At 48.0% G+C, this 25,187-nt stretch carries 21 protein-coding genes and 1 pseudogene; 14 read left to right on the top strand and 8 right to left on the bottom strand.

What is annotated here, in order from left to right; all coding sequences use genetic code 11:
• The first annotated feature begins 264 nt into the window (after positions 1–264).
• The 3 genes from BZG75_RS13970 (at position 265) to BZG75_RS13960 (ending at position 4,043) form a co-directional block, all read left to right on the top strand.
• Positions 265–2,235: a PTS mannitol transporter subunit IICBA gene (locus BZG75_RS13970; protein ID WP_077577310.1), complete on the top strand. Its 1,971-nt coding sequence runs from the start codon at positions 265–267 to the stop codon at positions 2,233–2,235.
• A gap of 67 nt (positions 2,236–2,302) precedes the next feature.
• Positions 2,303–3,451 (top strand): mannitol-1-phosphate 5-dehydrogenase, encoded by a 1,149-nt coding sequence (locus tag BZG75_RS13965; protein WP_021024436.1) that lies wholly within the window; start codon positions 2,303–2,305, stop codon positions 3,449–3,451.
• 61 nt (positions 3,452–3,512) lie between these two features.
• Positions 3,513–4,043 (top strand): MltR family transcriptional regulator, encoded by a 531-nt coding sequence (locus BZG75_RS13960; protein ID WP_077577309.1) that lies wholly within the window; start codon positions 3,513–3,515, stop codon positions 4,041–4,043.
• Between the two features lie 299 nt (positions 4,044–4,342).
• Here BZG75_RS13960 and BZG75_RS13955 read toward each other — a convergent pair whose 3' ends face one another.
• The 3 genes from BZG75_RS13955 to BZG75_RS13945 all read right to left on the bottom strand — a co-directional run bounded on the left by BZG75_RS13955 (position 4,343) and on the right by BZG75_RS13945 (position 6,880).
• Positions 4,343–5,530 (bottom strand): acetate kinase, encoded by a 1,188-nt coding sequence (locus BZG75_RS13955; RefSeq protein WP_077577308.1) that lies wholly within the window; start codon positions 5,528–5,530, stop codon positions 4,343–4,345.
• A gap of 142 nt (positions 5,531–5,672) precedes the next feature.
• Positions 5,673–6,059, bottom strand: coding sequence for a hypothetical protein (locus BZG75_RS13950; RefSeq protein ID WP_021024432.1), 387 nt, complete (start codon positions 6,057–6,059; stop codon positions 5,673–5,675).
• A gap of 335 nt (positions 6,060–6,394) precedes the next feature.
• A complete protein-coding gene (locus BZG75_RS13945) occupies positions 6,395–6,880 on the bottom strand; it encodes a TetR/AcrR family transcriptional regulator (RefSeq protein ID WP_021024431.1) in 486 nt (161 codons plus the stop codon).
• Positions 6,881–7,247: 367 nt separating this feature from the next.
• Between BZG75_RS13945 and BZG75_RS13940 the strand changes: the two genes are divergently transcribed.
• Both BZG75_RS13940 and BZG75_RS13935 read left to right on the top strand, forming a co-directional pair.
• A complete protein-coding gene (locus BZG75_RS13940) occupies positions 7,248–8,903 on the top strand; it encodes an AMP-binding protein (protein ID WP_077577307.1) in 1,656 nt (551 codons plus the stop codon).
• 249 nt (positions 8,904–9,152) lie between these two features.
• Positions 9,153–9,449: a DUF406 family protein gene (locus tag BZG75_RS13935; RefSeq protein ID WP_021024429.1), complete on the top strand. Its 297-nt coding sequence runs from the start codon at positions 9,153–9,155 to the stop codon at positions 9,447–9,449.
• Between the two features lie 141 nt (positions 9,450–9,590).
• On the opposite strand, the gene BZG75_RS13930 is transcribed toward BZG75_RS13935, so the two are convergent.
• Positions 9,591–10,205 (bottom strand): DNA-J related domain-containing protein, encoded by a 615-nt coding sequence (locus BZG75_RS13930; RefSeq protein ID WP_021024428.1) that lies wholly within the window; start codon positions 10,203–10,205, stop codon positions 9,591–9,593.
• Between the two features lie 454 nt (positions 10,206–10,659).
• Here BZG75_RS13930 and BZG75_RS13925 point away from each other — a divergent pair.
• From BZG75_RS13925 to BZG75_RS13915, 3 genes and pseudogenes are all read left to right on the top strand, one after another.
• Positions 10,660–11,433: pseudogene (locus BZG75_RS13925) on the top strand (EAL domain-containing protein).
• A 166-nt stretch (positions 11,434–11,599) separates the two neighbouring features.
• Positions 11,600–12,982, top strand: a complete 1,383-nt coding sequence (locus BZG75_RS13920; protein ID WP_077577311.1) for a multicopper oxidase family protein — start codon at positions 11,600–11,602, stop codon at positions 12,980–12,982.
• 224 nt (positions 12,983–13,206) lie between these two features.
• Positions 13,207–13,554: a carboxymuconolactone decarboxylase family protein gene (locus tag BZG75_RS13915; protein ID WP_077577306.1), complete on the top strand. Its 348-nt coding sequence runs from the start codon at positions 13,207–13,209 to the stop codon at positions 13,552–13,554.
• Between the two features lie 72 nt (positions 13,555–13,626).
• On the opposite strand, the gene gcvT is transcribed toward BZG75_RS13915, so the two are convergent.
• Both gcvT and BZG75_RS13905 read right to left on the bottom strand, forming a co-directional pair.
• Positions 13,627–14,745: a glycine cleavage system aminomethyltransferase GcvT gene (gcvT, locus tag BZG75_RS13910; protein WP_077577305.1), complete on the bottom strand. Its 1,119-nt coding sequence runs from the start codon at positions 14,743–14,745 to the stop codon at positions 13,627–13,629.
• 60 nt (positions 14,746–14,805) lie between these two features.
• Complete coding sequence (locus BZG75_RS13905; protein WP_077460917.1) at positions 14,806–15,408, bottom strand: helix-turn-helix domain-containing protein; 603 nt, start codon at positions 15,406–15,408, stop codon at positions 14,806–14,808.
• A 596-nt stretch (positions 15,409–16,004) separates the two neighbouring features.
• Here BZG75_RS13905 and BZG75_RS13900 point away from each other — a divergent pair.
• From BZG75_RS13900 to BZG75_RS13880, 5 genes are all read left to right on the top strand, one after another.
• Complete coding sequence (locus BZG75_RS13900) at positions 16,005–17,405, top strand: L-serine ammonia-lyase (protein ID WP_077577304.1); 1,401 nt, start codon at positions 16,005–16,007, stop codon at positions 17,403–17,405.
• A 26-nt stretch (positions 17,406–17,431) separates the two neighbouring features.
• Positions 17,432–18,730: a serine hydroxymethyltransferase gene (locus tag BZG75_RS13895; RefSeq protein ID WP_077577303.1), complete on the top strand. Its 1,299-nt coding sequence runs from the start codon at positions 17,432–17,434 to the stop codon at positions 18,728–18,730.
• A gap of 128 nt (positions 18,731–18,858) precedes the next feature.
• The gene (gcvH, locus tag BZG75_RS13890; RefSeq protein WP_021022957.1) at positions 18,859–19,236 is read left to right on the top strand and encodes a glycine cleavage system protein GcvH; all 378 of its coding nucleotides are present in this window, start codon (positions 18,859–18,861) and stop codon (positions 19,234–19,236) included.
• Positions 19,237–19,251: 15 nt separating this feature from the next.
• Positions 19,252–22,116: an aminomethyl-transferring glycine dehydrogenase gene (gene gcvP, locus BZG75_RS13885; protein ID WP_077460914.1), complete on the top strand. Its 2,865-nt coding sequence runs from the start codon at positions 19,252–19,254 to the stop codon at positions 22,114–22,116.
• A 192-nt stretch (positions 22,117–22,308) separates the two neighbouring features.
• Positions 22,309–22,716, top strand: a complete 408-nt coding sequence (locus tag BZG75_RS13880) for a hypothetical protein (RefSeq protein ID WP_077460913.1) — start codon at positions 22,309–22,311, stop codon at positions 22,714–22,716.
• A gap of 86 nt (positions 22,717–22,802) precedes the next feature.
• On the opposite strand, the gene BZG75_RS13875 is transcribed toward BZG75_RS13880, so the two are convergent.
• Positions 22,803–24,455: a phosphoethanolamine transferase gene (locus BZG75_RS13875; RefSeq protein ID WP_077460912.1), complete on the bottom strand. Its 1,653-nt coding sequence runs from the start codon at positions 24,453–24,455 to the stop codon at positions 22,803–22,805.
• The gene (locus tag BZG75_RS13870) at positions 24,452–24,817 is read right to left on the bottom strand and encodes a diacylglycerol kinase (protein ID WP_077460911.1); all 366 of its coding nucleotides are present in this window, start codon (positions 24,815–24,817) and stop codon (positions 24,452–24,454) included. The genes BZG75_RS13875 and BZG75_RS13870 overlap by 4 nt, the downstream gene beginning before the upstream one ends.
• Positions 24,818–25,041: 224 nt before the next feature.
• On the opposite strand from BZG75_RS13870, the gene BZG75_RS13865 reads away from it, so the two are divergent.
• On the top strand, positions 25,042–25,187 hold a 146-nt coding region (locus BZG75_RS13865; protein WP_158009986.1), incomplete at its 3' end, for a transposase.

Raw genomic sequence — 25,187 nt, 5'->3', positions numbered from 1 at the left:
CAAAAAATGTGATAATGGTCATTATGATTTTTATTGACAATGTTGTTTTTTTCATTTTGTACTAAACTTTCATGTTATTTTTGTGACAGGTGTTGGGGTAAAATATAGTTGCGACGTGAATAGTGAGAGGTGGGTCAACAAATCCCCGTTATCAGTTCTCTCGAAAAAATGTGTGGTAAATTGACTGGGTACTAACTAGCCAGACGGTTTTGGCGAACCGTTCTACCACACACGTTCAATGACAACATCAAACGGGGTATTGTTATGATATCATCTGACACCAAGATCAAGATACAGAATTTTGGTCGCTTCCTCTCAAATATGGTGATGCCCAATATCGGCGCATTCATCGCGTGGGGGATTATTACCGCACTATTTATTCCGACCGGTTGGGTACCCAATGAGACATTGGCGGCCATGGTCGGCCCCATGATTACCTACCTACTACCACTGCTGATCGGCTACACCGGCGGTAAACTTGTTGGCGGCGAACGCGGCGCTGTTGTCGGCGCGATTACCACCATGGGGGTGATTGTCGGGACTGACATTCCCATGTTTATGGGCGCGATGATAGTTGGTCCATTCGGCGGCTGGGCCATTAAAAAATTCGATGCTTATATCGATGGCAAAGTGAGAAGCGGGTTTGAGATGTTAGTGAATAACTTCTCTGCCGGTATTATCGGTATGCTTTGCGCGATTATCGCTTTCTTCCTCATCGGCCCGTTCGTAAAACTGTTGTCCAATGGTCTGGCTGCGGGCGTTGAATTTTTGGTCTCAGCGCACTTGTTACCGCTGACGTCGGTATTTGTTGAACCCGCTAAGATCTTGTTTTTGAATAATGCGATCAACCACGGCATTTTCTCTCCTCTGGGCATTCAACAAGCATCAGAAGCAGGCCAGTCGATTTTCTTCCTCATTGAAGCGAATCCAGGTCCAGGTTTGGGCATCTTGTTAGCGTACATGGTGTTTGGTAAAGGCACAGCACGTCAAACCGCAGGGGGTGCATCGATTATTCACTTCTTCGGTGGTATTCACGAGATCTACTTCCCTTACATTTTAATGAATCCACGTCTTATCCTTGCAGCCATTGCTGGAGGTATGACAGGTGTATTCGTTCTCACTGTGTTTGATGCAGGCATTGTGTCACCCGCATCTCCTGGCTCTATCTTTGCCGTGCTATTAATGACGCAAAAAGGATCGGTTGTTGGTGTCTTAGCGTCAATTATTGCCGCTGCCAGTGTGTCATTTGTGGTTGCCGCTTTGCTGATGAAAACGCAAAAAAGCACAGAGGGCGATAGTGACGAAGCTTCACTCGATGAAGCGACTGCGAAAATGAAAGACATGAAGACAGGCGCGAAAGCAGATACCTCCGCTCCCTCATCCGCGCCCAAAGGCACGGTTAATTTTGCATCCGTTAAGCATATTTTGGTTGCGTGTGATGCGGGTATGGGATCCAGTGCCATGGGTGCCAGCTTGCTGCGCAAAAAAGTGCAAAGCGCCGGTCTAGATATTGGTGTCACGAATATTGCGGTTAATAGTTTGCCTGAGGATGCGCAGATTGTGATCACGCACAAAGACCTAACCGAGCGCGCACGTACTCACGCCCCATCAGCTCACCATATTTCACTTAATAACTTCCTTGATGGTGAGGTTTACGGCCAGTTGGTCACCCAAATTCTCGCGGCAAAATACCCTGCAGCGAACGATCCGCAAGTGCTTAGGGTTCCTGATACTGCCGCGAATGACGATAGCTTCGAGCCAACGCCAGCGCCCACTTTTCAACTCCAACGTGAAAATATCCATGTTGGCTTAACGGCAACAAACAAAGAGCAGGCGATCCAATTTGCCGGCAATCAACTTGTCAAACTCGGTTACGTTGAACCTAGCTATGTCGACGCCATGTTTGAGCGCGAGGCATTAACTCCAACTTACCTCGGTGAATCTATCGCCGTCCCTCATGGCACCGTCAAAGCGAAAGATGGAGTCAAGAAAACCGGCATCGTGGTATGCCAGTATCCAACGGGTGTGCAGTTCACCGACGATAAAGACGATATCGCTAAATTGGTGATCGGGATTGCCGCCAAAAACGATGAGCATATCCAAGTTATTACCGCTATCACTAATGCGCTAGATGAACCTGATGCAATAGATACCCTCACCAGTACCGACAGTATTGACGAGATCCTCAATCTATTAAGTGATGAAAACGTCACTCATATGACGTCGTCCCATTAATCAGTCTGATAAGGAGACCACTGAGGTGGTCCCTTATATCCATCTTTTTTAGTTTGAGGTAAATATTATGAAAAATGCTGTTCATTTTGGTGCCGGCAATATTGGCCGCGGCTTTATCGGAAAATTACTCGCGGATGCCAATGTCGAGGTCACCTTTGCAGATGTTGATGCGCCCCTCATTGATCAACTCAGTCACAAACAAAGCTACAACGTCAAAGTGGTCGGCAATGACTGCCATATCGACACGGTTTCTCATATCACGGCGGTTAATTCGGCAAGTGATGATGTGATCGATAAAATCGTAAAAACGGATTTAGTGACCACGGCAGTGGGTCCCAATGTGCTTGATATTATCGCTAAGACCATAGCCACCGGGATTGAAAAGCGTTTTGAATCGGGCAATTTGGCGCCGCTGAACATTATTGCCTGTGAAAACATGATCCGTGGCACATCACACCTTAAGGGCGAAGTCTATAAGCACCTTGACCCCGCGTTGCATCAAAAAGCAGAGGCACTGATTGGTTTTGTCGATTCAGCGGTCGATCGTATTGTACCGCCCGCGGAAGCGGCGAACGATGATCCCTTAGAGGTTACGGTAGAAAGCTTCAGCGAATGGATTGTTGATGAGCAACAGTTCAAAGGCGAGATCCCTGATATCGCCGGTATGGAGAAAACGCAAAACTTAATGGCGTTTGTCGAACGCAAGCTTTTCACCTTGAATACAGGTCACTGTATCACTGCTTATTTGGGGTGCTTAAGCGGCCACCGTACCATTCGTGAAGCCATTACCGATCCACAGATTCATGCCGTGGTGAAACAGGCCATGCAGGAAAGCGGCGAAGTGCTTATTCAACGCTACGGATTTAACCGCGCCGCTCACCAAGCGTACATCGAGAAAATTTTGGGGCGTTTCTCAAACCCCTACTTGGTTGATGAGGTCGATCGAGTTGGCCGCCAGCCTATTCGAAAGCTAAGTCAGAACGATAGGCTTATCAAGCCATTACTGGGTACAATAGAATATGGCACGGATAACCGAGCGTTGTTAAAAGGTATTGCCGCAGCATTGAAATATACCAATCACACCGACCCACAAGCTGAAGAACTTCAAGCTTCACTGGCTGAGGTAGGCGTAAGAAAGACACTAGCGATATACACCGGCTTGGCAGAAGAGAGCCCTGAAATTGAGGCAATCAACACCCTGTACCAGCAATTGTAAACCGCGCACTTCACAGGGGGAGTTTAACTCCCCCGTTATAACAATAAGCAGTATTGAGTCTATGGCAGAAAATTTCGACGAAACAGACATCATTGAACGATTAAACCAAGCGACAACCGTGCGTGGCTTTTTTGTTGCCGCGGTCGATACGTTTGAAGCGTCTATTGATGGCTTAATCAAGCGGGTTTTTCGCAAAGATAACTTTGCAGTAGAATCAGTGGTGGGGCCTTTGCTGCATGACACGGGGCCACTGGGTGATCTTTCAGTGCGATTAAAACTCTTGTTTGGTCTAGGCGTGTTGTCAGATGACGCCTATCACGATATCGAACAGATTATTAAACTTAAAAACCAGCTAAGTAATGATGCTGACGACTACCACTTCACCGACCCTAACGTACTGGATGCGGTAAAAAAGCTTCGTAAAATCGACAATATGAGTATGATTCAGCGCGATATAGAAGCGCCAGAGGATGATGTAGATATTGAGTTTTATCAGCTACAACTGCAACGCCAGCAGCAGGTCCTCCGCTCGGGGCTTTCTCTTGTTATTGTCGAGATTTGCAACGAATTGAGCAAAGAAAGCCCGTTCTAGTACTAAACCGGCGTATAGGCTCATTGACTACCCGGCCAGCACTAACCATATACCAAGCGCTAGCGCTCCCCCTAAAACCAACGTTTCAAATAAGTAAGCCTTAATCGTGTTATACAATTTCATACCTAACCAATCCTTTTATTGTTCGGGTATTAAACCAAAATCGAGAGCAGACTGTCTATCATTATAGACAAAAAGCCTAGTGTAAGATCACACTAGGCTTGAGAAGGGTTGATTCATGCGTATGAATTAAAAAGCGAGCCCCTTGGATCGCTTCGTATTCAAAGAAGACGTGACAATCAGGCCATTGCCATGGCTTGCTGGGCAATCACCAGCTCTTCGTTGGTTGGGATCACCAATGCGAGCGGTGAATCTTGTGTTGTGATTTGTCCTGCGGCACCGAACCGAGCTGCGGCGTTGGCGTCGGCATCTGACTGATAACCGAAAATCGCGAGTTCTTTTAGGATCATCTCACGGACTGGCAGTGAGTTTTCGCCAATTCCACCTGTGAAAACAATCGCATCCAGGCGGGATAACGGCACCATGTAACTTGCGATGAATTTCGCAACGCGATAAGCAAACATTTCCAGCGCGAGTTGCGCACCTCTGTGGCCTTCTTCCGCGGCTTCAACCAGCCCACGACAATCATTAGTAAGCTCAGACACACCAAGAAGCCCTGCTTTATCGATCAGCTCATGATGGATTTGATCCATGCTGAGCCCTTTTTTCGATAAAAACTCTAGAATAGATGGGTCGATATCACCACAGCGAGTGCCCATCATCAAACCGGCTAAAGGCGTAAAGCCCATACTGGTATCGACACTTTGACCGTCTTTGACCGCACACAAAGAGGCACCGTTACCAAGGTGTACTGTGATGACGTTGGTTTGTTCAGGCGCTTGATTAAGCCATTTTGCTGCTTCACGACTTACGTAATAATGGCTGGTGCCATGAAAACCATAGCGACGAATGCCATAATCATTATAGAGCTGACGCGAGATCGCGTAGTGATACGCTTTTTCTGGCATGGTTTGATGGAATGCTGTGTCGAAAACCGCGACTTGAGGAAGGTTAGGGAAAGCTTTACGCGCGGCATTAATACCAACGACATGAGCGGGGTTGTGCAGTGGCGCCAGGGATTTCAAGGCATCGATCTGTGCAAGTACGGCATCATCGATAAGCGTCGCCTGACTGAAGGTTTCGCCACCATGGACCACTCGGTGCCCAACAGCTTGTAATTTATCACTGAGTTGGTTGTTTTCGATAAGGCCCACAATAATGTCCATGGCCTCTTGATGGTGGTCGCTTCCTGCACTCAATGTCTTTCCAGTTTTGTTACCGTCGACTTTCCAGCTCATGCATGCGTCATCACGACCAAAACACTCTCCGGCGCCTGAAATCACAGCATCGCCTGTTTGCGCGTCCATCAGTGCAAACTTTAAAGACGAACTGCCTGAATTTATAACGAGTACCAGTGCATCACTCATAGGTTTACCTTATTGGCAGAATTGGGATCGCGACTTGCGGCCGCCACCCTATTATTAAAATATTTTTGAATAATTCAACTATCGTTATAGTGATAGCATAATTGCCCAACAATTTACTGCGTAAGATCAAGCTAAGTGCGCATCAACTAGGCAAAAACAAGAATGACAAGTAACCGACGACCCCCATGGTGCTCATTACTAGCGACATAATCGTGACGACTTTGCGGTGCGCGCGAAGTGTCTCCATCATACGCAAAAGCAGGTTGGTCCTTGGTGGTATCACTCCAAGGCGGTGCGCATATTCATCCGCTTGCCGCTGATGGCCTTGCTCGCCCAATATATCTAGCAAATGTTGAACATGAGCCACCGAGCAGTGCCGCAGAACACCCATCGATTCCTCGATTGGCATTACGGTGAGTAGCTCGGCTTGCCGAGTTAATTCGTATTGTAAAAAGGCATTACGAGCCGCGACGATCTCGGAGGTTGAGAAAGTTGCAGTGTTATCAAAGGTGTTGTTCATTACCGTCATGGCGAATCTCCCGATTGGCAACAGGTAACGACCATCAACAACGTATAGCGCCTAAAAGGCAGCATTATGCGTTAGAGCGAGAGGAGAAAAATAAAGCAGGTGGGGCCAGCTATCAACAACGGCTGGTAAACTGGCAGAGACAATACCAACAGTCGCTATTTTTCTCCGTTTCGACTCGGAGGATGGTCGGTATTGTTCATAGTTATCTCCAAAAAATGTATTGCTTTGAAAGCGTGATCAATATAACAAAAAAGTTAAGCTCTGTCTGTCAGTTGGGCGTTAATTTTATCGCCGCGTCTGCTCGCTAACCTGATCGGACCGGACACTCTATACAGTTACTTCGCATGCCCCTCACTTTTTTGACGGCACAGTAACAGGCTCGCACCTAATAATTGCGAAAAAGCGACGGTGAGATCCGTTTGCATACGCTGCTCACACTCTTTTTGTAACGCTTTTAGAATTCTAAACGCGGCGCCATTGTCCGCTTTGCCACTAATCAGTAGATAGAAACAGAGTTTGAGCGTGGCTTTGAAGTCACCGTTTGCATGCATCGCCTGCATCCAACTGGTCATAAACGCATTAATGGTGCTGGTTGTATCAAGCGGCATGCGCAAGCTGTCGACGATAAACGGCTCCAGCGCGACCATAAAATCTTGTTTTCGAGGAAAATGATGACTAATCCCGGTACGCGATACGCCGGTCGCCTCGCTTAACGTGGTATACGACATTCCCTCATAGCCAAGCATTAATAATTGGTGTTTCGCCTCTGCTAGGATGAGCTCAATGGTCTGTTGCGTTTGCGCTTTACTCCGTTTAGGCATACGTAACCTGTTCTCCCGTCAATCGCCACTGTTGGCGCAGTGCTGTAACGCGCGCCCGTTTGGCTCGCACTTGCGTCTGGCTCGCGATAAAGCCTAGCCCTTAGTAAAAATAGTACAGACTCACCAATAAAGCCTGACAGTAAACGTCTTATGTGAATACGGAGGCTGATCAAGCTTTTGGCATTGGCTCCTGAAAATGGGGTGAAAAAACTGAAAAGTCAGGCAAAAAACACCGCAAATAGTGTCATCAGTCATAATTTAGACAGTCGTTTAAATGATTATCTTGCGTATGGTGGCCGAGGATCCGTAAGTTAACATTATTATAACGTTTTAACGTATCTCCACGTTGCGACAATGAGGAAGTCCAATGTCACATATCAAACCACATGATCAGATCTTACGTTGGGCCGATGAGCGCCCAAACCATGTTTTTCTGCGCCAAATCCACGGGCGCCGCTTTCATGATTATACCTTTGCCGAGGTCGCCGAGCAGGCCCAGAAAATGGTAACAGCGCTCCGCGATATGGGGCTTAAGCCGGGTGACAAAATCGCACTGATATCAAAAAACTGTGCTGAGTGGTTTATCGCAGATTTAGCAATGATGATGGGAAGCTACATCAGTGTGCCCATATTTCCTACCGCGGGCACCGACACTATCGATCATGTCATCAACCACAGCGAATCGAAAGCAATGTTTGTGGGTAAATTAGATGACAGTAAAGCGCTAACGGCCTCGTTAGAAAGTCTGCCGAACCTAAAAACAATTGCCCTCCCTTATCCTACCGTAAACTGTCATTACGAATGGCACGATCTGATCGCCAACCACGCACCGTCAGACGAACGTCCTGTTCATCTTGATGGCGATCTCATGTCGCTGGTTTATACATCGGGCACCTCAGGGCCGCCTAAAGGAGCCATGTTAAGCTACGGCGGTTACTGCTGGTCTGCGCAACGGTTGATCGATCATATTGGTATCGAACCTGACGATCGTTTGTTCTCTTACCTACCACTGGCCCATATTACCGAGCGTGTATACATCATGGGGTCAGCCATTATGGGCGGGATCCCGACGGCATTTCCTGAATCACTCGATACTTTCATTGAAGATGTCAAAATGCATCGCCCAACCCTGTTTATTTCGGTCCCAAGGCTTTGGACCCTATTTCAACAGCGAATCCAGGAGAAGCTGCCGGACGGTAAGTTGAACCTACTGCTCCGTATTCCGTTAGTGAGTACGATCGTCAAAAATAAAGTCGCTAAAAACTTAGGCTTGGATCAAGCACGTGTATTGGGCTGTGGGTCCGCCCCTGTCGCGCCGGCATTGTTGGAGTGGTACCGCAAGATTGGTTTGAATGTCACCGAAGCATGGGGCATGACCGAAAGTTATGCCTACAGCACCATTAATTATCCTTTCCGGGCCGATAAAATTGGTACCGTTGGCAATGCCGGCCCAGGGGTTGAAATCAAGATCGCAGACGACCAAGAAATCTTAGTAAAAAGCCAAGGACTGTTTAGCGGTTATTACAAAAATGAAGAAGCAACCAAGGAAACCTTGGTCGACGGTTGGTTGCATACTGGTGATTTAGGGGAGCTCGACAGCGATGGCTACCTCAGTATCTCAGGACGCAAAAATGATACGTTCAAAACCGCCAAAGGTAAATTTGTCGCCCCTGTGCCGATTGAAAAGCGCTTATTTGAATTATCAAACGCTGAAATGTTGTGCGTAATTGGCTCAGGCATGCCAGCACCGATTCTACTTGCGCTCCCACACCATTTTCCTCATTTTGATCGCGCTCGTTACGAGCGTCGAGTAAAAAAAGTGCTGGATACTATCAATGGTGAACTTGAGTCACACCAGCAAATTAAAGGTGTGTTGATGATTAAAGAACCATGGAGTATTGAGAACGGTAAACTGACACCGACCTTAAAAATTCGTCGCCATAAGCTGGAGCAGGAATACCACGATCTTGGCACTCACTGGCCAAAAGGCACGCTCGTGCAGTGGGAAGAAGACTTGCTATAGCTTCACCGGCGCCCCGTCAATCTATGCTGGGGCGCCGCAAGACAATACGATTAGCACCACCCCTTTCTTTTTTTCGATGCTATTTTTGATTGGTTCACCGGTAGTTTTTCCATCATTAATACAGAAAAGATATCAAAACCTGACCTATCTCAATGTGCCACAGGCATGTGTTTGCTAAAGATCGTACCACTGGTTTGCAGCCACGTCTTAAACGTGACGTCATTGGCTGCGTTTACGTAGGGGAACACCATGAAAGAGAACCAAACTGACGCTTGCGATGCTTGCGGTGTAAGTGCTGAGATTGGCTACATCATCTCAGAGGGCGATGACGTAGCAGAAGTCACCATTCAAGCCAACAGCCCTGAGGCGATAGCGGCGCGCTTCGAGCAGTATCTTGACCTGGCAAAGAGTATTAATCCTGCTGTGAAGCATGACTTTGATAGTCAGCACATTAAAAACGACGCACTGACGATTAAGATGCAATTTGAATGCAGTGCTGAAAAGCTGATTTTTGAACTGCGTAGCCGCAGTTTGAACAACGCCTAGGCGTTAAGCGCGCTTTAATGGCATGCAGGCGATTACGCAGGCTTGCTTCAAAAACACGAAGCAGGGTGAATATTCACTCACCCTGCTCATTATTTAACTATGATTCGAGCATCTTGGCTCAGTGAGCGCGCTCGCCGCCGGTTAAAGCCTTAAGCTCTGCCACGCTTCACACATTTCACGGAATGTTGTCGCATCACCCTCAGGGCGATCCGGATGCCATTTTAGGGCCATCTTCCGCCACTGGCGACGAATTTCATGTTCGCTCGCATTTTCGTCCAAACCTAACACGTTAAGTGCTTTGTTTCGCTCCAGCATCGCAGTCCCTGGCGTATCATTACCGATGTGGCGCTGGTAATGCTTCCAAAAAGAAGACAGCAATTCTTTGACATCATCTTGGCTAGCATCATAGTTGTTCCAGTCCATATAGTAATCGCGTAATGGATCCTGGTAATCGATTTCTTTGGCCACAAAACCATGACCTCCCACACGCCATTGTAATTGAATATCCATGGATTCAACCTGCAACCATTGCTGGGGCAGCAACATTTCTTGAAGTTGATATAGGGCGTTCATGATCAGGAAATTGCGTTTAAACAGATCAAGATGGGGGTCTTCATCGAGTTGCGCCATCATGGTATCTTTTCGCAACTCACCCAGCAGGTGATGCACTTTCCAACTTTGTCGTGTCGACTCTAAAATACTGAGTATCGGCCAAATCAGGGGGTTGTCTATTTCATCCCGTTTTTCAGCAAGCATGACGTTCGTCCTCTGTCACTGGCCAGCTATTTTAAACCGGCACGTCTTAGGTTTGGTCGTAAACCACCTTACTTAAGGTATAAACCAATTCTGAGTGTTTTGTGGTCATAATCGGAAAATTCATTGTTGTTGGTCAGTATGCCGCCATTACAATGACACTTTCCGATTGCCGGTTAAAATCTAAGCATATCTGGTGCCAACTTATTTTTAAAAAATCATAAGATTACGTATATTACTGATTAATCTTATAAATAATCTTTAAGGTTACGTCAGTGAATATATTTACTTGAAAGCACCATGTTTTAAGGCACCACGATGAATTAAGCCTGCATTAAGCAACAGTAAACCGTGCTTACTCGCATACTTTGCGCCATTTAATTCGCATTCTGTTGAGAACTCCATTAATCTTGATATAAACATAAAAATTTAATTATTTGATTAATGGCATAAGCTTATGGCATCAACGAGTTCACAATGTGAGGCATGTAAAAGTGCGCAGCCACTTTCCTTTGCCTTTACCATGGCTTTTTAACCGATCATTCAACTTTCAACGGCAACCGTGTTTGCTTATGAGGCGTTGGCGCGTGGTATTGATGGCAGTGGAGCAGGCAGTGTGTTTAAGCATGTCAACGCAGATAATCAGTATAAATTTGATCWAACCTGCCGAATCAAGGCTGTCAAATTAGCGGCAGAGCTTGCAATCCCTTGTTATCTCAGCATTAACTTTATGCCTAATGCCGTTTACGAACCTGAGCGTTGTATTCAAACAACGCTGAAAGCGGCACGCGATAACCAGTTTCCGCTCGATAAAATCCTCTTCGAGTTTACTGAGGGCGAAGAAGTGCTTGATTACGAACACATTCAACGCATCATTCACCATTATCGCTCTCAAGGCTTTCTGACCGCGATTGATGATTTTGGCTCGGGCTATTCAGGGCTAACAGCTCTCGCCAATATCGACACGCATATCGTCAAATTAGATATGGCCTTGGTGCGCGATATTGATACGGACACCACGAAACAGGCCATTGTTCGCCATAGCATTGCTATGTGCCGCGAACTTGGCCGTCAAATTATTGCCGAGGGCGTAGAAACGGAAGCCGAGCTTGCTTGTTTAGCCGAACTGGGTATCGATTTATTCCAAGGCTACTACATTGCTAAGCCAGGTTTTGAATCATTACCTGCAATTAATCAATCACCTGGTTTAGAGGCCTTCCATCGTCAATAACTCGACGATGTGCAGCCGCTTAGATAGGTAGCGACTGGATAGGCATCTTTTAACTGCCTCACAAATACAACTGATAACCTTTCTCATTTATTGGTCTTGCGATACAATACCGCATGATTTTTGTGAGTATAAAGGGCGTTGTATGCATAAAGGACAGAAAGGATTGATGACGCAGAGTTGGTCTCGTCGTCGTTTTTTACAATCGACAGTGGCGATGGCTGCTATCTCAACTCTCCCCGCCTGCTCGCTGAAATCTGCCTCCCGAAAAACCGGGCAGTGGGAATATCACCTAAGCGCTGAACCAGGCCTCGCGTCACTCGTGCCCGGTCATCAAACCGATGTATTGGCGTTTAACGGTAAGATCCCAGCGCCCACTATTCGTTGTCGGCAAGGCGAGCCAGTGACCATTCACTTCACGAATCATTTACACGAGCCGACGACAATTCATTGGCACGGACTGCGTATACCCATAGAAATGGATGGTGTCCCCTTCTTATCTCAAGCACCAATCCAACCGGGCGAAACCTTTACCTATCGCTTTACCCCCCCTGATGCCGGCACCTTTTGGTACCATCCGCACATGAACTCTGTGGTACAGCTGGGGAAGGGACTGGTCGGTGCCATCGTGGTCGAGGAAGCCACGCCGGTTGTGTTTGATGAAGAGCACACACTGGCACTCAAACACTGGCACCTTGATCGTCAAGGCAACTGGAAAGATCTCGCTATCCCTCGCTACAGCGCACGCATGGGCACTCCCGGCGAGTGGGGCACCGTCAACGGCGTTCACCACCCTGAATACACACTGCAAGAAAATGCCACCACACGATTACGTTTGGCAAACGTGGATAATACGCTCACCTATCCGATTCAAGTGCGAGGCGCAGAGGCTTGGATCATCGCCATTGATGGCAACCCCATCGCAACGCCTCAACGGTTAGAGGAGCATAAAATCGCCCCAGGGATGCGACTAGATATCGGCCTGATTGCACCGAAAGCGGGTAGAAAGATCGAAGTCATGTACATGAAAGGACGTTTCCCATTCTTGTTGACAAGCTTTACCACAACACCGTCAACCTTAACAGACAAGCCCCTGCCCGCTCTGCCACTCAACCCCGTTGCAAAACCAGATTTAGTGAATGCCGAAACTCGTCATTTTGTGTTTGAGTGGGCCGGCGCCATTACCCCTGCGGATAAACAAGGAAAAGGAAATCACGACTTCTGGCTGATGAATAAACGTGCCTGGGAGGGGATGAGCAAAGGTAATATTCCTGAGCCAATCGCAAAACTGGAACGAGGGAAGACCTATATTTTCGATTTAAAGAATGTGACCCAGTATCATCATCCGATTCATTTGCACGGCCACACCTTCACGGTGCTGGAAATAGATGGCAAGCCTGTGACGCCGTTCCATACTGATACCGTACTATTAAGTAAAAATGGCCACGCCAAGGCTGCCTTTGTGGCGGATAACCCAGGTCGTTGGATGTATCACTGCCATGTGATTGAGCATATGAAAACCGGTCTGATGGGGTTTGTAGAAGTGGTATAGCAATACGCAAAACATACTGAAAATAGAACGGCGAGCCTATGTGCTCGCCGTTCTTGTTTTGTGGTTTTTACGTTTCCCCTTTCATTCTATATGGATGTCTGTTTTTCCTTAACAAATGACAAGCTACGCTTTTAAGAGAGTGAATAAAGCTCGCAAAGTTTGATTGCATCTTACATGCAAAGATTATAAATTAGCATAATCTAAACAATAAGGAGCGATTGGGAATGAGTAAAAAAGACTACCAAGAGATTAACCAACAACAGTTAGCTCTCAACAAGCAATTTAAAGCACACAGCAGCGAGACACTGACTGCATTTGGCCAGCTTCATCGCGCCGCAATGGCAGAAGGCGATCTCGATGTAAAAACCAAAGAATTGATTGCCTTAGGCATCGGAATTGCCGCGCGCTGTGATGGCTGTATCGGCGCACACGTCGGCGCCGCTTTAAAGCACGGCGCGACTAAGCAAGAATGCGTAGAAGCAATTAATGTTGCCATTGTGATGGGCGGTGGTCCGTCGTTGATTTACGGCTCTCAAGCTCTGGAAGCCGTCGAGCAGTTGAGTGAGGCGTAACACTTGAAATAAACAACATAAAAAAGCGCAGTCGCTGCCAACTGCGCTTCTTCATCTATATAAGCTACCGATTTACCCGCGGTAATATCGCTGCGGCACAAACGGCATTTTTTCGACCGTCATAGGCAATTTCTTGCCACGCACTTCAGCGTATACCTCGGTGCCGGGGGCAATAAACTCAGGTGGGAGGTAACCCATCGCCACGGGCATCCCTTTAGTAGGGCCAAAGGTGCCACTGGTCACGATGCCAATTTGGTTGTCGTCCGCATCAAACAGTTTACTTCCTTCACGGACCGGCGCTTTGCTTTGACCGACTAAACCAATCCGCTTCCGACTCACCGCTTTAGTCGCTATTTGATCCAAAATGATTTGCTCACCGGGAAAGCCACCTGCGCGCTCACCATCAGCGCGACGAACTTTACTGATTGCCCAGATTAAGGTTGCTTCAACCGGCGTAGTGGTGGTGTCCAAATCATGACCATACAGGCATAAGCCACACTCCAAACGCAATGAATCCCGCGCACCTAAGCCAATCCATTCTACTGCCTCATCATCGAGCAACGCTTTTGCCAACGACGCAGCATGCTCAGCCGGCACCGAAATCTCAAACCCATCTTCGCCAGTGTAACCTGAGCGACTCACCACACACTCAATGCCGTTGACCACAATAGGCTGAATATCCATAAAGACCATCTCACTGACCTGCGGGTTAAAGGTCGCCAGCACCTCGGCCGCTTTTGGTCCTTGCAAGGCCAGCAAAGCGCGATCGTCAACAACATCGACGGTCACATCCCCTTTAAGATTATCGCGCAAATGCTGAATATCCTGGGCTTTGCAGGCGGCATTGACCACCAAGAACAAGTGATCGCCTAAGTTCGCAATCATGAGATCATCAAGAATCCCACCTTGCTCATTGGTAAACACCGCATAGCGTTGTTTTCCTTTCGGTAAATCGACGACATCGACAGGCACCAATGTTTCGAGCGCTTTCGCGGCGTCATCACCATGGAGGCGAATTTGCCCCATATGAGAAACATCAAATAATCCCGCCTGTTCGCGGCAATGCAAGTGCTCTTTGCGCACCCCTAGCGGATACTGGACTGGCATTTCATAGCCCGCAAAGGGAACCATTTTTGCCCCCATATCAAGGTGCAAGCCGTGTAACGGGGTGGTTAGTAACTCTGCCATCATTCTCTCCATATTGTGCCTGCGGGCATCATGCCCACGTGAAGCAAGGCGTTTGTGTGGTCATTAAGAAGCGGTCACCCATAAGATCAATGCATCGCCGTCACTCACTGACGCCAACATGTGTCCCATGGTGGCGTCGTAATACACGCTATCGCCCTCATTGAGAGTAATCGCTTCATAAAACTCAGAAAAAAATTGAATGCTACCTTCAAGTACCAGCAAAAATTCTTCGCCGTCATGTCGGATCCAATCACTGTAATCCTCAAAAGCACGCGCTCTTACTCGCGATTTAAACGGCATCATTTTTTTGTTGCTTAACTGTGTGGCCAGTAATTCATGCTCATAGGTGCCGGTAGGGTGCGCTTTGCCCTGGCCCGCAAACGTCACATCTCGCCTTCCCGTTGCCTGCCGCTTTTTTGGCGGAGCAAATAACTGCGGGATATCAATGTTCAACCCGTGCGCGAGTTTTTGCATGGCTTGAAAGGTGGGAGATATCTGCTCATTTTCAATTTTGGACAACGTGGAACGCGCCAAGCCAGTGCGCTGGCTTGCTTCTTCAAGCGTTAACCCTAACCCAACCCGTACGGCTTTTAAACGCGGGCCCAGCCGCAATGGCGCAATGGGTTCGCGTGCCTCCCCCTCATGTTGCGATCGTTCTACCTGCATTGAGGGGTACACATCCTGTGTTGATTGATTGGTTGTCACCTAATTGTCGCCCCTATCGGTTATCTCACAGTATGACGCTTTAACGCCTTAACATTTTTAACAAAAAAGTTTCCTATCGGAAAATAGTGATGCCATAAACGTGACATAGCAAGCGAATTGGCACAGGCACGCTACGCGCTCTCTTCATCACCCCCCCACCTCGCTTAAAATCAAATATCATAAAATCAATGTATTATATATCCACTCACGAATACTGTTCCACGTAATCACTGACGAAAAGCGATGTTTTCATCAACATGGATTTGCAATTTACCCTATCTTAAGATAAAAAGGCAAACGTTTGCGCTGTATTGATTGAGAGAGAAAAGGTGAGGTTTTGTCTTCAGGATCACAACATAGGTTTCTTATTGGAAATTTATTTTGCGGAAAAGTGAACGCTTAGGTACGTTAACAAAATGTTTAAATTAATGGTAAAGCGCGAGATCTCACCGCTTAACTGTTTGCTGTAACGTGAAGCAATGTCGGCAACACCCGTTGGCATGTAGGACAGTATAAATAATGATAAAAACGTACCTTACTGATCGAGGAGGCAGGCCATGAGTCACAGCATGTTTGACCTGTTCAAAATAGGCGTGGGGCCTTCAAGCTCACACACTGTCGGGCCCATGGTTGCCTGCGCACGCTTTTCGCAATTTGCGTCGAAAACGCTCGCGCTCGATATGATCCATCGTGTGAATGTCGATTTATACGGCTCTTTGGCGCTGACCGGAAAAGGACATGCCACGGATGTCGCTTGCGTGATGGGATTGATGGGCGAAATGCCCGCGACTATCGAATCAGATGAAATCGATACCATGACTAATATGGTTAAAAATGGTGGCGAACTGCCCTTTGCCGGCCGGCATTATATTCGATTTAATTGGGAGGCAGATATTGCCTTTCATTATGATCAGGTTCTCCCCGCGCATCCTAATGGCATGACTGTCAGCGCATATGATAAAACCGGTGACTGCTTGACCAGCAAGACCTATTTCTCTGTCGGTGGCGGCTTTGTGGTCGAAGAGGGCGAAACGGATGCCTTGGCAACCAATTTCACGCCACCTTATCCATTTGATAGTGCGGCAACGCTGCTGGCGCAATGTGATCGAACCGGGATGAGTATTAGCGAATTGATGTTCACCAACGAAATTGCGCGCGCCCAGTATCATGACTCGGCAGCAACGCATGAAACCGTCAATCAAGGGCTCGACCATATATGGCAAGTGATGCGTGAGTGTATTGATCGCGGGGTTCAACAAGGCGGCGTGCTGCCAGGCGGTTTGAACATCAAGCGACGCGCCAAAGGCATGTACGAGGCCATTCATGACAAGCAAGCCCATGGATTACCGACAGATACCAATGATTGGGTCAACCTGTTTGCCATGGCAGTGAACGAAGAAAACGCCGCCGGTGGCCGAGTCGTCACCGCACCGACTAATGGTGCTGCCGGCGTGATCCCTGCAGTACTGGCGTATTACGATAAATTTGTATCGCCCAATAACCCTGAAGGCATCCGCACCTTTATGGCGACTTCCGCGGCTATCGGCTCTTTGTACAAGACCAATGCCTCTATTTCGGCAGCAGAAGTCGGTTGTCAGGGAGAGATTGGCGTGGCGTGTTCGATGGCAGCAGCCGGATTAGCCGCAGCCATGGGCGCAAGTAATCAACAAATTGAAAACGCGGCAGAAATCGGCATGGAGCATAACCTCGGCCTCACTTGTGATCCAATAGATGGCCTCGTACAAGTCCCTTGCATTGAGCGCAATACCATGGGTGCCGTGAAAGCGATTAACGCGACTCGGTTGGCAATGGGTGGTGACGGCCAACACCATGTCTCACTCGATAGCGTGATTAAAACCATGCACGAGACCGGCCTCGACATGATGAGCAAATATAAAGAAACCTCACAAGGTGGCCTCGCTACCAATGTGATCCCGATTAATGTTGTGGCCTGTTAGCCACCATCGCCAACAAGGAAAGCGAAATGAAACCGAGCTACCCGAATGTAGAATTGGAGCAGTTTTTCTCCACCAATTTATCGGAATCCGATGGTGCCGTGATGTCAGCCGTGCAAGCCGAACACAAACGCCAACAACAGCAAATCGAGCTTATCGCATCAGAAAACATCGTTTCGCAAGCGGTGATGCAAGCACAAGGCACTTGCTTGACCAATAAATACGCAGAAGGCTATCCAGGCCGTCGCTATTATGGCGGCTGTGAGCATGTCGATGAAGTCGAAGCCATTGCTCAAGCCCGTGCCAAACAGCTGTTTAGCTGCGAGTTTGTAAACGTGCAACCGCACTCTGGCGCGCAAGCCAACGGTGCCGTGATGCTGGCACTGCTGCAACCTGGTGACACTATTTTGGGTATGTCACTGGATGCCGGAGGCCACCTTACTCACGGGGCACGCCCTGCGTTATCAGGCAAGTGGTTTAATGCCGTGCAATACGGTGTTAATCAAGAAACTCTAGAAATTGATTATGACGATGTCGCGGCTCTTGCGCGTGAACACCAACCTAAGATGATCATCGCCGGCGGCAGCGCTGTCCCACGCCCAATTGATTTTGCTCGCTTCCGCGCGATTGCCGATGAAGTAGGCGCATATCTGATGATCGATATGGCACACATTGCCGGTTTAGTGGCCACCGGCGCCCATCCATCGCCACTGCCGCATGCGCACGTGGTCACCACCACCACGCATAAAACCCTGCATGGCCCACGCGGTGGCATGATCCTCACCAATCACGAAGACATCAATAAAAAGATCAACTCGGCCGTGTTCCCCGGTCTACAAGGCGGTCCATTGATGCACGTGATTGCCGCGAAAGCCGTGGCATTTGGTGAGGCGCTAGAGCCTGAGTTTAAATTGTATATTGATCAAGTGGTTGCTAACGCCAAAGTACTGGCCGAGGTTCTACAAACGCGTGGCTGCGACATTGTCACGGGCGGCACCGACACTCATCTGATGTTGGTTGATTTGCGCCCTAAAGGTCTAAAAGGCAACCAAACCGAACAAGCACTCGAGCGCGCGGGGATCACTTGTAACAAGAACGGTATTCCATTCGACACCGAGAAGCCAATGATCACATCGGGTATTCGCCTCGGTACACCAGCCGGCACCAGCCGCGGTTTCGGCACCGAAGAATTCCGTCAAATCGGTGAATGGATTGGCGATGTATTAGATGCCTTAGTTGAGGAACCAGACGGCAACGCTGAGGTTGAAGCGCGGATTCGTAAACAAGTGCAACAGCTATGTGCCCGCTTCCCGCTTTATCGTCAATAAAGGCATAGCAATAAATAACCATATATCAATTACTTAGGATTATGAGGCAGTAGACTAGTATTTGCCTCAATTTACAATGTAAATTGCTCATAAATCGAGCAGTTCGTAATTTAGCAGGAGAGTAGCAAATGGACGCGACACTGAAGTATTCCGAGAGCCATGAGTGGGTCAAAGACAACGGCGATGGCACAGTCACCATGGGGATCACTGATCATGCCCAAGGCCTACTTGGCGATGTCGTGTTTGTCGATCTACCTGAGGTGGGTGACAGTACTGAAAAAGGTGAAAGCTTTTCTCTGGTGGAATCGGTAAAAGCCGCCTCTGATATCTATGCACCGGTTGATGGTGAAGTTGTCGCCATTAACGACGATTTAGAAGACAGCCCAGAGTTAGTTAATGACGAACCTTTTGAGGGCGGCTGGATTGCCAAGATTAAACTCGCTGACGACACCAACTTGGATCATCTGATGGATGCAGATGCTTATGCCGCCGCCATCGACGACTAATTCAGGACGAATATCATGACTAAAACGCGTTTACTCGATAGCTTAGTGGCTGATAACGATTTTATTGCTCGCCACAATGGACCGAATATCAAACAACAAGACGCTATGCTGGCGGCGGTCAATGCCACCAGCCTTGAGCATGTGATTGAAGAAACCGTTCCTGCGGATATCCGTTTGCCGAAGCCGCTTAATCTGAGCGCGCCGAAAAGTGAAACCCAGATGCTGGCAGAACTGAGCGACATTGCTGCGCAAAATACGATAAAGCGTAGCTTGATTGGCCAAGGTTACTACCACACTCATACCCCACCGCCTATTTTACGTAATGTGCTGGAAAACCCTGGCTGGTATACCGCTTACACGCCTTATCAGCCCGAGATCTCGCAAGGCCGATTAGAATCCTTACTGAACTTCCAGCAAATGGTGATGGACTTAACGGGGATGGATTTGGCCAACGCGTCGCTGCTCGACGAAGCCACTGCCGCGGCAGAAGCCATGACCCTGTGTAAGCGTGGCGGCAAGCACAAAGGCAACGCCTTTTTTGTTGCCAGCGATGTGCACCCACAAACCTTGGATGTGATTAAAACGCGTGCCAACTTCTTAGGTTTTGACATCATTGTTGATGACACGGACAAGCTGGATCAGCACGATGTATTTGGCGCCCTACTCCAATACCCCGGCACCACCGGCGAAGTGCGCGATCTCAGTGCGCTTATCGCAGAAGCACAAAGCAAGAAGACGCTGGTCGCGGTTGCTACCGATCTGCTTTCACTCACTTTGCTTAAAGCGCCGGGTGAAATGGGCGCGGATGTAGTGATTGGGTCGGCACAACGCTTTGGTGTGCCTATGGGTTACGGGGGCCCACACGCCGCCTTTATGGCGACACGCGACAAGCTAAAGCGCACCATGCCTGGCCGAGTGATTGGCGTATCGGTCGATAGCAAAGGCAACCAAGCCCTGCGCATGGCGATGCAAACGCGTGAGCAACATATTCGCCGTGAAAAAGCGACTTCCAATATTTGTACCGCTCAAGCCTTGCTGGCCAACATGGCTGCTTTTTACGCGGTGTATCACGGTCCAGAAGGCTTAAAGAAAATTGCTCGCCGCGTGCATCACCTCACCGCGCTGTTCGCCAAATCGGTACAAGCAGCCGGGTTGAGCGTCGCGCACGATAGCTTCTTTGATACCGTAACGTTTAACTCGGGCGAGCAAACCGATGCCTTGTACCAACAAGCGCAAGATGCTGGTTTTAACTTGCGTAAACTGGATGGCCAACTTGGCGCGAGCTTTGATGAAGCGACCACACTGGCAGAAATCAATCAACTGCTTACCGCACTCACCGGTCAAGGCGATGCAGATGCCGTGGCGAGCGACATTGAAGCCGATGAATTTGCCGCGATCCCTGCCACATGCCGCCGCAGTAGCGCGTACCTAACGCACCCTGTCTTTAACCGCTATCACAGTGAAACCAAGCTTATGCGGTATATGAAGGCGCTGGAAAACAAAGACTTTTCCCTCACCCACGGCATGATCCCGCTAGGTAGCTGTACCATGAAGCTCAACGCCGCGGCTGAGATGATCCCTGTCACCTGGCCAGAGTTTGGCGCCCTGCACCCGTTTGTGCCGTTGGAGCAAGCCAAAGGCTATCAAACACTGGGTAAATCACTGCGTGACATGCTGTGTGAAATCACCGGCTACGACGAGATATCCATGCAGCCGAACTCAGGCGCGCAAGGGGAGTATGCGGGCTTAATCGCGATTCAGCGCTACCATGAAAGCCGTGGTGACAGTCACCGCAACGTGTGCTTGATCCCAAGCTCCGCCCACGGTACCAACCCTGCCTCCGCAGCCATGGTCTCAATGAAAGTGGTTGTAGTTGGCTGTGATGACGATGGCAACATCGACATTGATGATCTGAAAGCCAAGATCGATAAACACCGGGATGCGCTCTCGTGCATTATGATCACCTACCCATCGACACATGGTGTGTACGAAGAAACCGTGCAGCAAGTGTGCGAGCTGGTGCACGAGGCAGGCGGCCAAGTTTACTTGGATGGCGCCAACATGAATGCGCAAGTGGGGCTGACAACGCCGGGCTACATTGGCTCAGACGTCTCGCACCTCAACCTGCACAAAACCTTCTGTATTCCCCACGGTGGCGGCGGCCCAGGTATGGGACCGATTGGCGTGAAATCGCACCTTGCGCCTTTCCTTCCCGGTCATGTGGAGCAAGGCGACGAATTTGCCGTCTCGGCTGCACCTATGGGTAGCGCCTCGATTCTTCCTATTTCATGGGCGTACATCGCCATGATGGGTGAACAAGGCCTGACGCGCGCGACCGAGTTGGCAATTCTCAGTGCCAACTATGTGATGGAGCGTCTGCGTCCCTACTACCCTGTGCTTTATCGCGGCAAAAACGGACGCATTGCGCACGAATGTATTATCGACATTCGTCCTCTCAAAGAGGCATCCGGCATCAGCGAAGAAGACATCGCTAAACGCTTGATGGATTATGGCTTCCACGCGCCGACCATGTCGTTCCCGGTCGCGGGCACGCTGATGGTTGAGCCGACCGAAAGTGAAAGCCAAGAAGAATTGGATCGCTTTTGTGATGCCATGATTGCCATCCGCGAGGAAATTGCCAAGGTGCAAGACGGTGAGTGGACGCTGGAAGACAACCCATTGGTCAATGCGCCTCACACCCAAGCGGATCTGATGGCAGACGAGTGGTCTCACGCCTATTCACGTGAGTTGGCTTGCTTCCCATCTGCCCATAATAAGGCAAGCAAATACTGGCCATCGGTCAACCGTGTCGATAATGTCTACGGCGACCGTAACTTGATTTGTTCTTGCCCTAGCATTGAAAACTATATGGATGAGTAATCCGTTCCGCTCGCGGAAAGAGTGATGTTAAAGGCGAGCCGCTCGGCTCGCCTTTTTTATGAATGGCTTTCTCTGGGCAAACGTTGACATAAGGGTATGAACTTTTAAATGCCGCTGACAAACGCTTGACAGATTGTTCTCCGAACACCGCTACATTCTGTGCCATCTGAAAAAGCAGTATTAAGGCACACTATGAAACCTATCGCTCTCGGTCTCCTGCTCGCACTTGGTCTGACCACTCAAGCGTTTGCGCAAGAAAAAACCAGCATCTCGGCGGGTCTCGCCGTTGATCAACAACTAAGCGCTGTACTGGAAATAGACGATCAATACCGTTTTACCCTCGGCAATGATGGCACCGCATTTGATTATCTTTTTCAACAAGGCACTTTTGATAACCCCGATGTCCCGGTTGATTGGTATGTAGGCGCCGGTGGCTGGGCGGAGTGGGACGACGACTATGGCGTTCGTTTACCGATAGGATTAGATTGGGAAATCACCAAGCAGATCACTGCCTACGGCCAAGTCCATCCAGAGCTTAACTTCCACGGCGGCCCAGAGTTGCAACTTGGCGGCGCGCTGGGCGTGACCTACTCGTTTTAGATAAACCTATGCTCATCACGCCAAACCATGCACATCGGCGAGCCTTATTAAGGCTCGCCCTCATTTAAGGATGATGTATCATCCAGCTATTGCATCCGGCATGAAGAAAATATGTCGTTGTCGGGCTGATAGACGCCCGTTTCTATGTCCATTACGCCAAGTAACGAATGAAAAATATTGTCGTGAGAGTAATGGTCTTTCTCCATCGCCTTTTCGCGCAAACACGAGGCATTGAGAGACTTGGCTTGCTTAAAACCATCCGAGAGCCATACCATTAGCGGTACTTTCTTTTGATAATCAGGGGCAAAGCGATACGGAAGACCATGTAAGTAAACGCCATTTTCACCCAGTGATTCACCATGATCAGAGACGTACATCATCGCGGTATTATACTGATCACTTTTATCTTTCAGCGTTTCAATCACTTTGCTCAACACATAGTCCGTATAACGGATGGTGTTATCGTAGCTGTTGATGATAGTTTCTCTTTCACAGTTTTCGATATCTGAGCGCGCACAGTCAGGCTGAAAATACGCCATGTCTTTAGGGTAACGCTGAAAGTACGTTGGACCATGACTACCAATGAGATGTAAGAATATTATCCGATTACCTTGCATTTCATCGATATCGTTATTGATGTGTTCAATTAGGGCCATGTCGTAGCACGTACTTCCATTACACAGTTCATCTTGTCTACGCCTATCAATTTCTATTTTTTTTACATTTTTAGCTACGCCCTTATCACCGCCATCGTTTTCTTTCCATAGTATATCTACACCAGCGCGCTTTAAAATATCTATTGCGTTATCCTGGTATTCGGCGCGATGCCGGTCAAAGCTTTCGCGTGGTGATAGAGAAAACATGCACGGCACAGAAATAGCTGTTGCTGTACCGCAAGACGTCACATCGAGAAATGAAATGACACCCTGAGAAGCGGTATAAGGCGTCGTTGGTCTCGTATAGCCGTTTGCTTGATAATTTTGAGATCGCGCTGTTTCACCAACGACAAAGACTAACAAGTTGGGTTTATCTTTTGAATGATGAAGAGCTAAATCTGATTGCTTCGCATCTTCCCCCACGTTTACATAAGGTATGGGAGCGGAAAAAAACCGCTCTTTTACATAGCCAGAAAGACTGTAAACATATTGTGTCGGTATAATGAGTTTACGCAAGTAGCTATTATTTCTGCCTACGGATGCATAATCTTGGTAGTAAAAAATAAATATAATCGCCAGCGCGATTAACGATACGGTGATGGATATTAGCTTATCCCGTAATAGCGGAAGCCACATTTTTCCGGCTGGCTGAATAGTACAGCGCATCATAAAGATAGCGGGAGTCACACCAATGGCTAACACCCAGATAAGTGCATAAAAACTTAAATACGCCCTTGCCTCTCCGGTATCGGTTTCTACAATATTGGTTATCATATTCGTATCAAACATGATACCGTAATTATACCCCGCGTAACACACCACACTCGAGAGCACCACTAAAATAGCAAAAAATGGTTTAGTTATTCGTGGCCAGGAGAAAAACGAAAAAATAATATTTAACGCAAAGAACAAGAACAGAGGAATAGAAACAATAAACCCAGCTTTCACATCGTCAAGTGATGAAAATATGCCTTTCAATTCTTTATAAAAAGGCGCATTGATAACAACGGAAAAATAGATTGCCGACAGTGCAGTAAACATCGCAACACTAACACTACCTTCATTAAATTTTCTTTCTTTCATTTTATATTCATCAAACACAATACCCATACATACAGGGTGAGAACAATTGAAATAAATACGGCAGAAGATCCAATATCTTTCGCTTTTTTACTGAGGGGGTGCCATTCTTCACTGATACGATCAACAGTCGCTTCAATCGCTGAGTTAATGAGTTCAACAACGAGAACAACGCCTAAACTACTTATCATTAAAATTCGTTCAACAGGCGTCACTGGAATAAAAAAAGAGGAAAAAATAAGAATAATCGCTATCACACATTCTTGTCGGAATGCTGCTTCAGACTTCCACGCTAATTTTAATCCCACCATAGAGTACCCAGTGGCATCTATGACTCGGCGAACACCGGTTTTTCCTGGTTTCACGTCATGACCTAACTGTCAGTTTTTTGGTAGGGACAATTTAAAGGAATTTATCTGATAACTCTGTCAACGTTATGTATAGCTGTGTAATCTTTTGTAAAACCATCAGATAGAAGGTAAGTTATAAATATATATCAGCTATTTATCTTTTAATATCATGTGATGGGATGTGAGGGTGGACTTGATCCGTTTTACTGGACACGCATCGACGACCTGAGGAGGTCAGTATGCCAGCCTATAAAACGGGTAAAAAGACAGCGCAATATTCACTAGACTTCAAACTAAAAGCGGTTGAATGGAGCTATGAGACGCATCGAACAGTGAAGTCGGTTGCAGAGGCGCTTGATATCCATCCATTCATGCTATCGAAATG

It is taken from the genome of Salinivibrio sp. AR640, from assembly GCF_001995405.1.
Taxonomy (GTDB): domain Bacteria; phylum Pseudomonadota; class Gammaproteobacteria; order Enterobacterales; family Vibrionaceae; genus Salinivibrio; species Salinivibrio costicola.
This window is presented reverse-complemented; position numbering and strand designations above follow the sequence as displayed.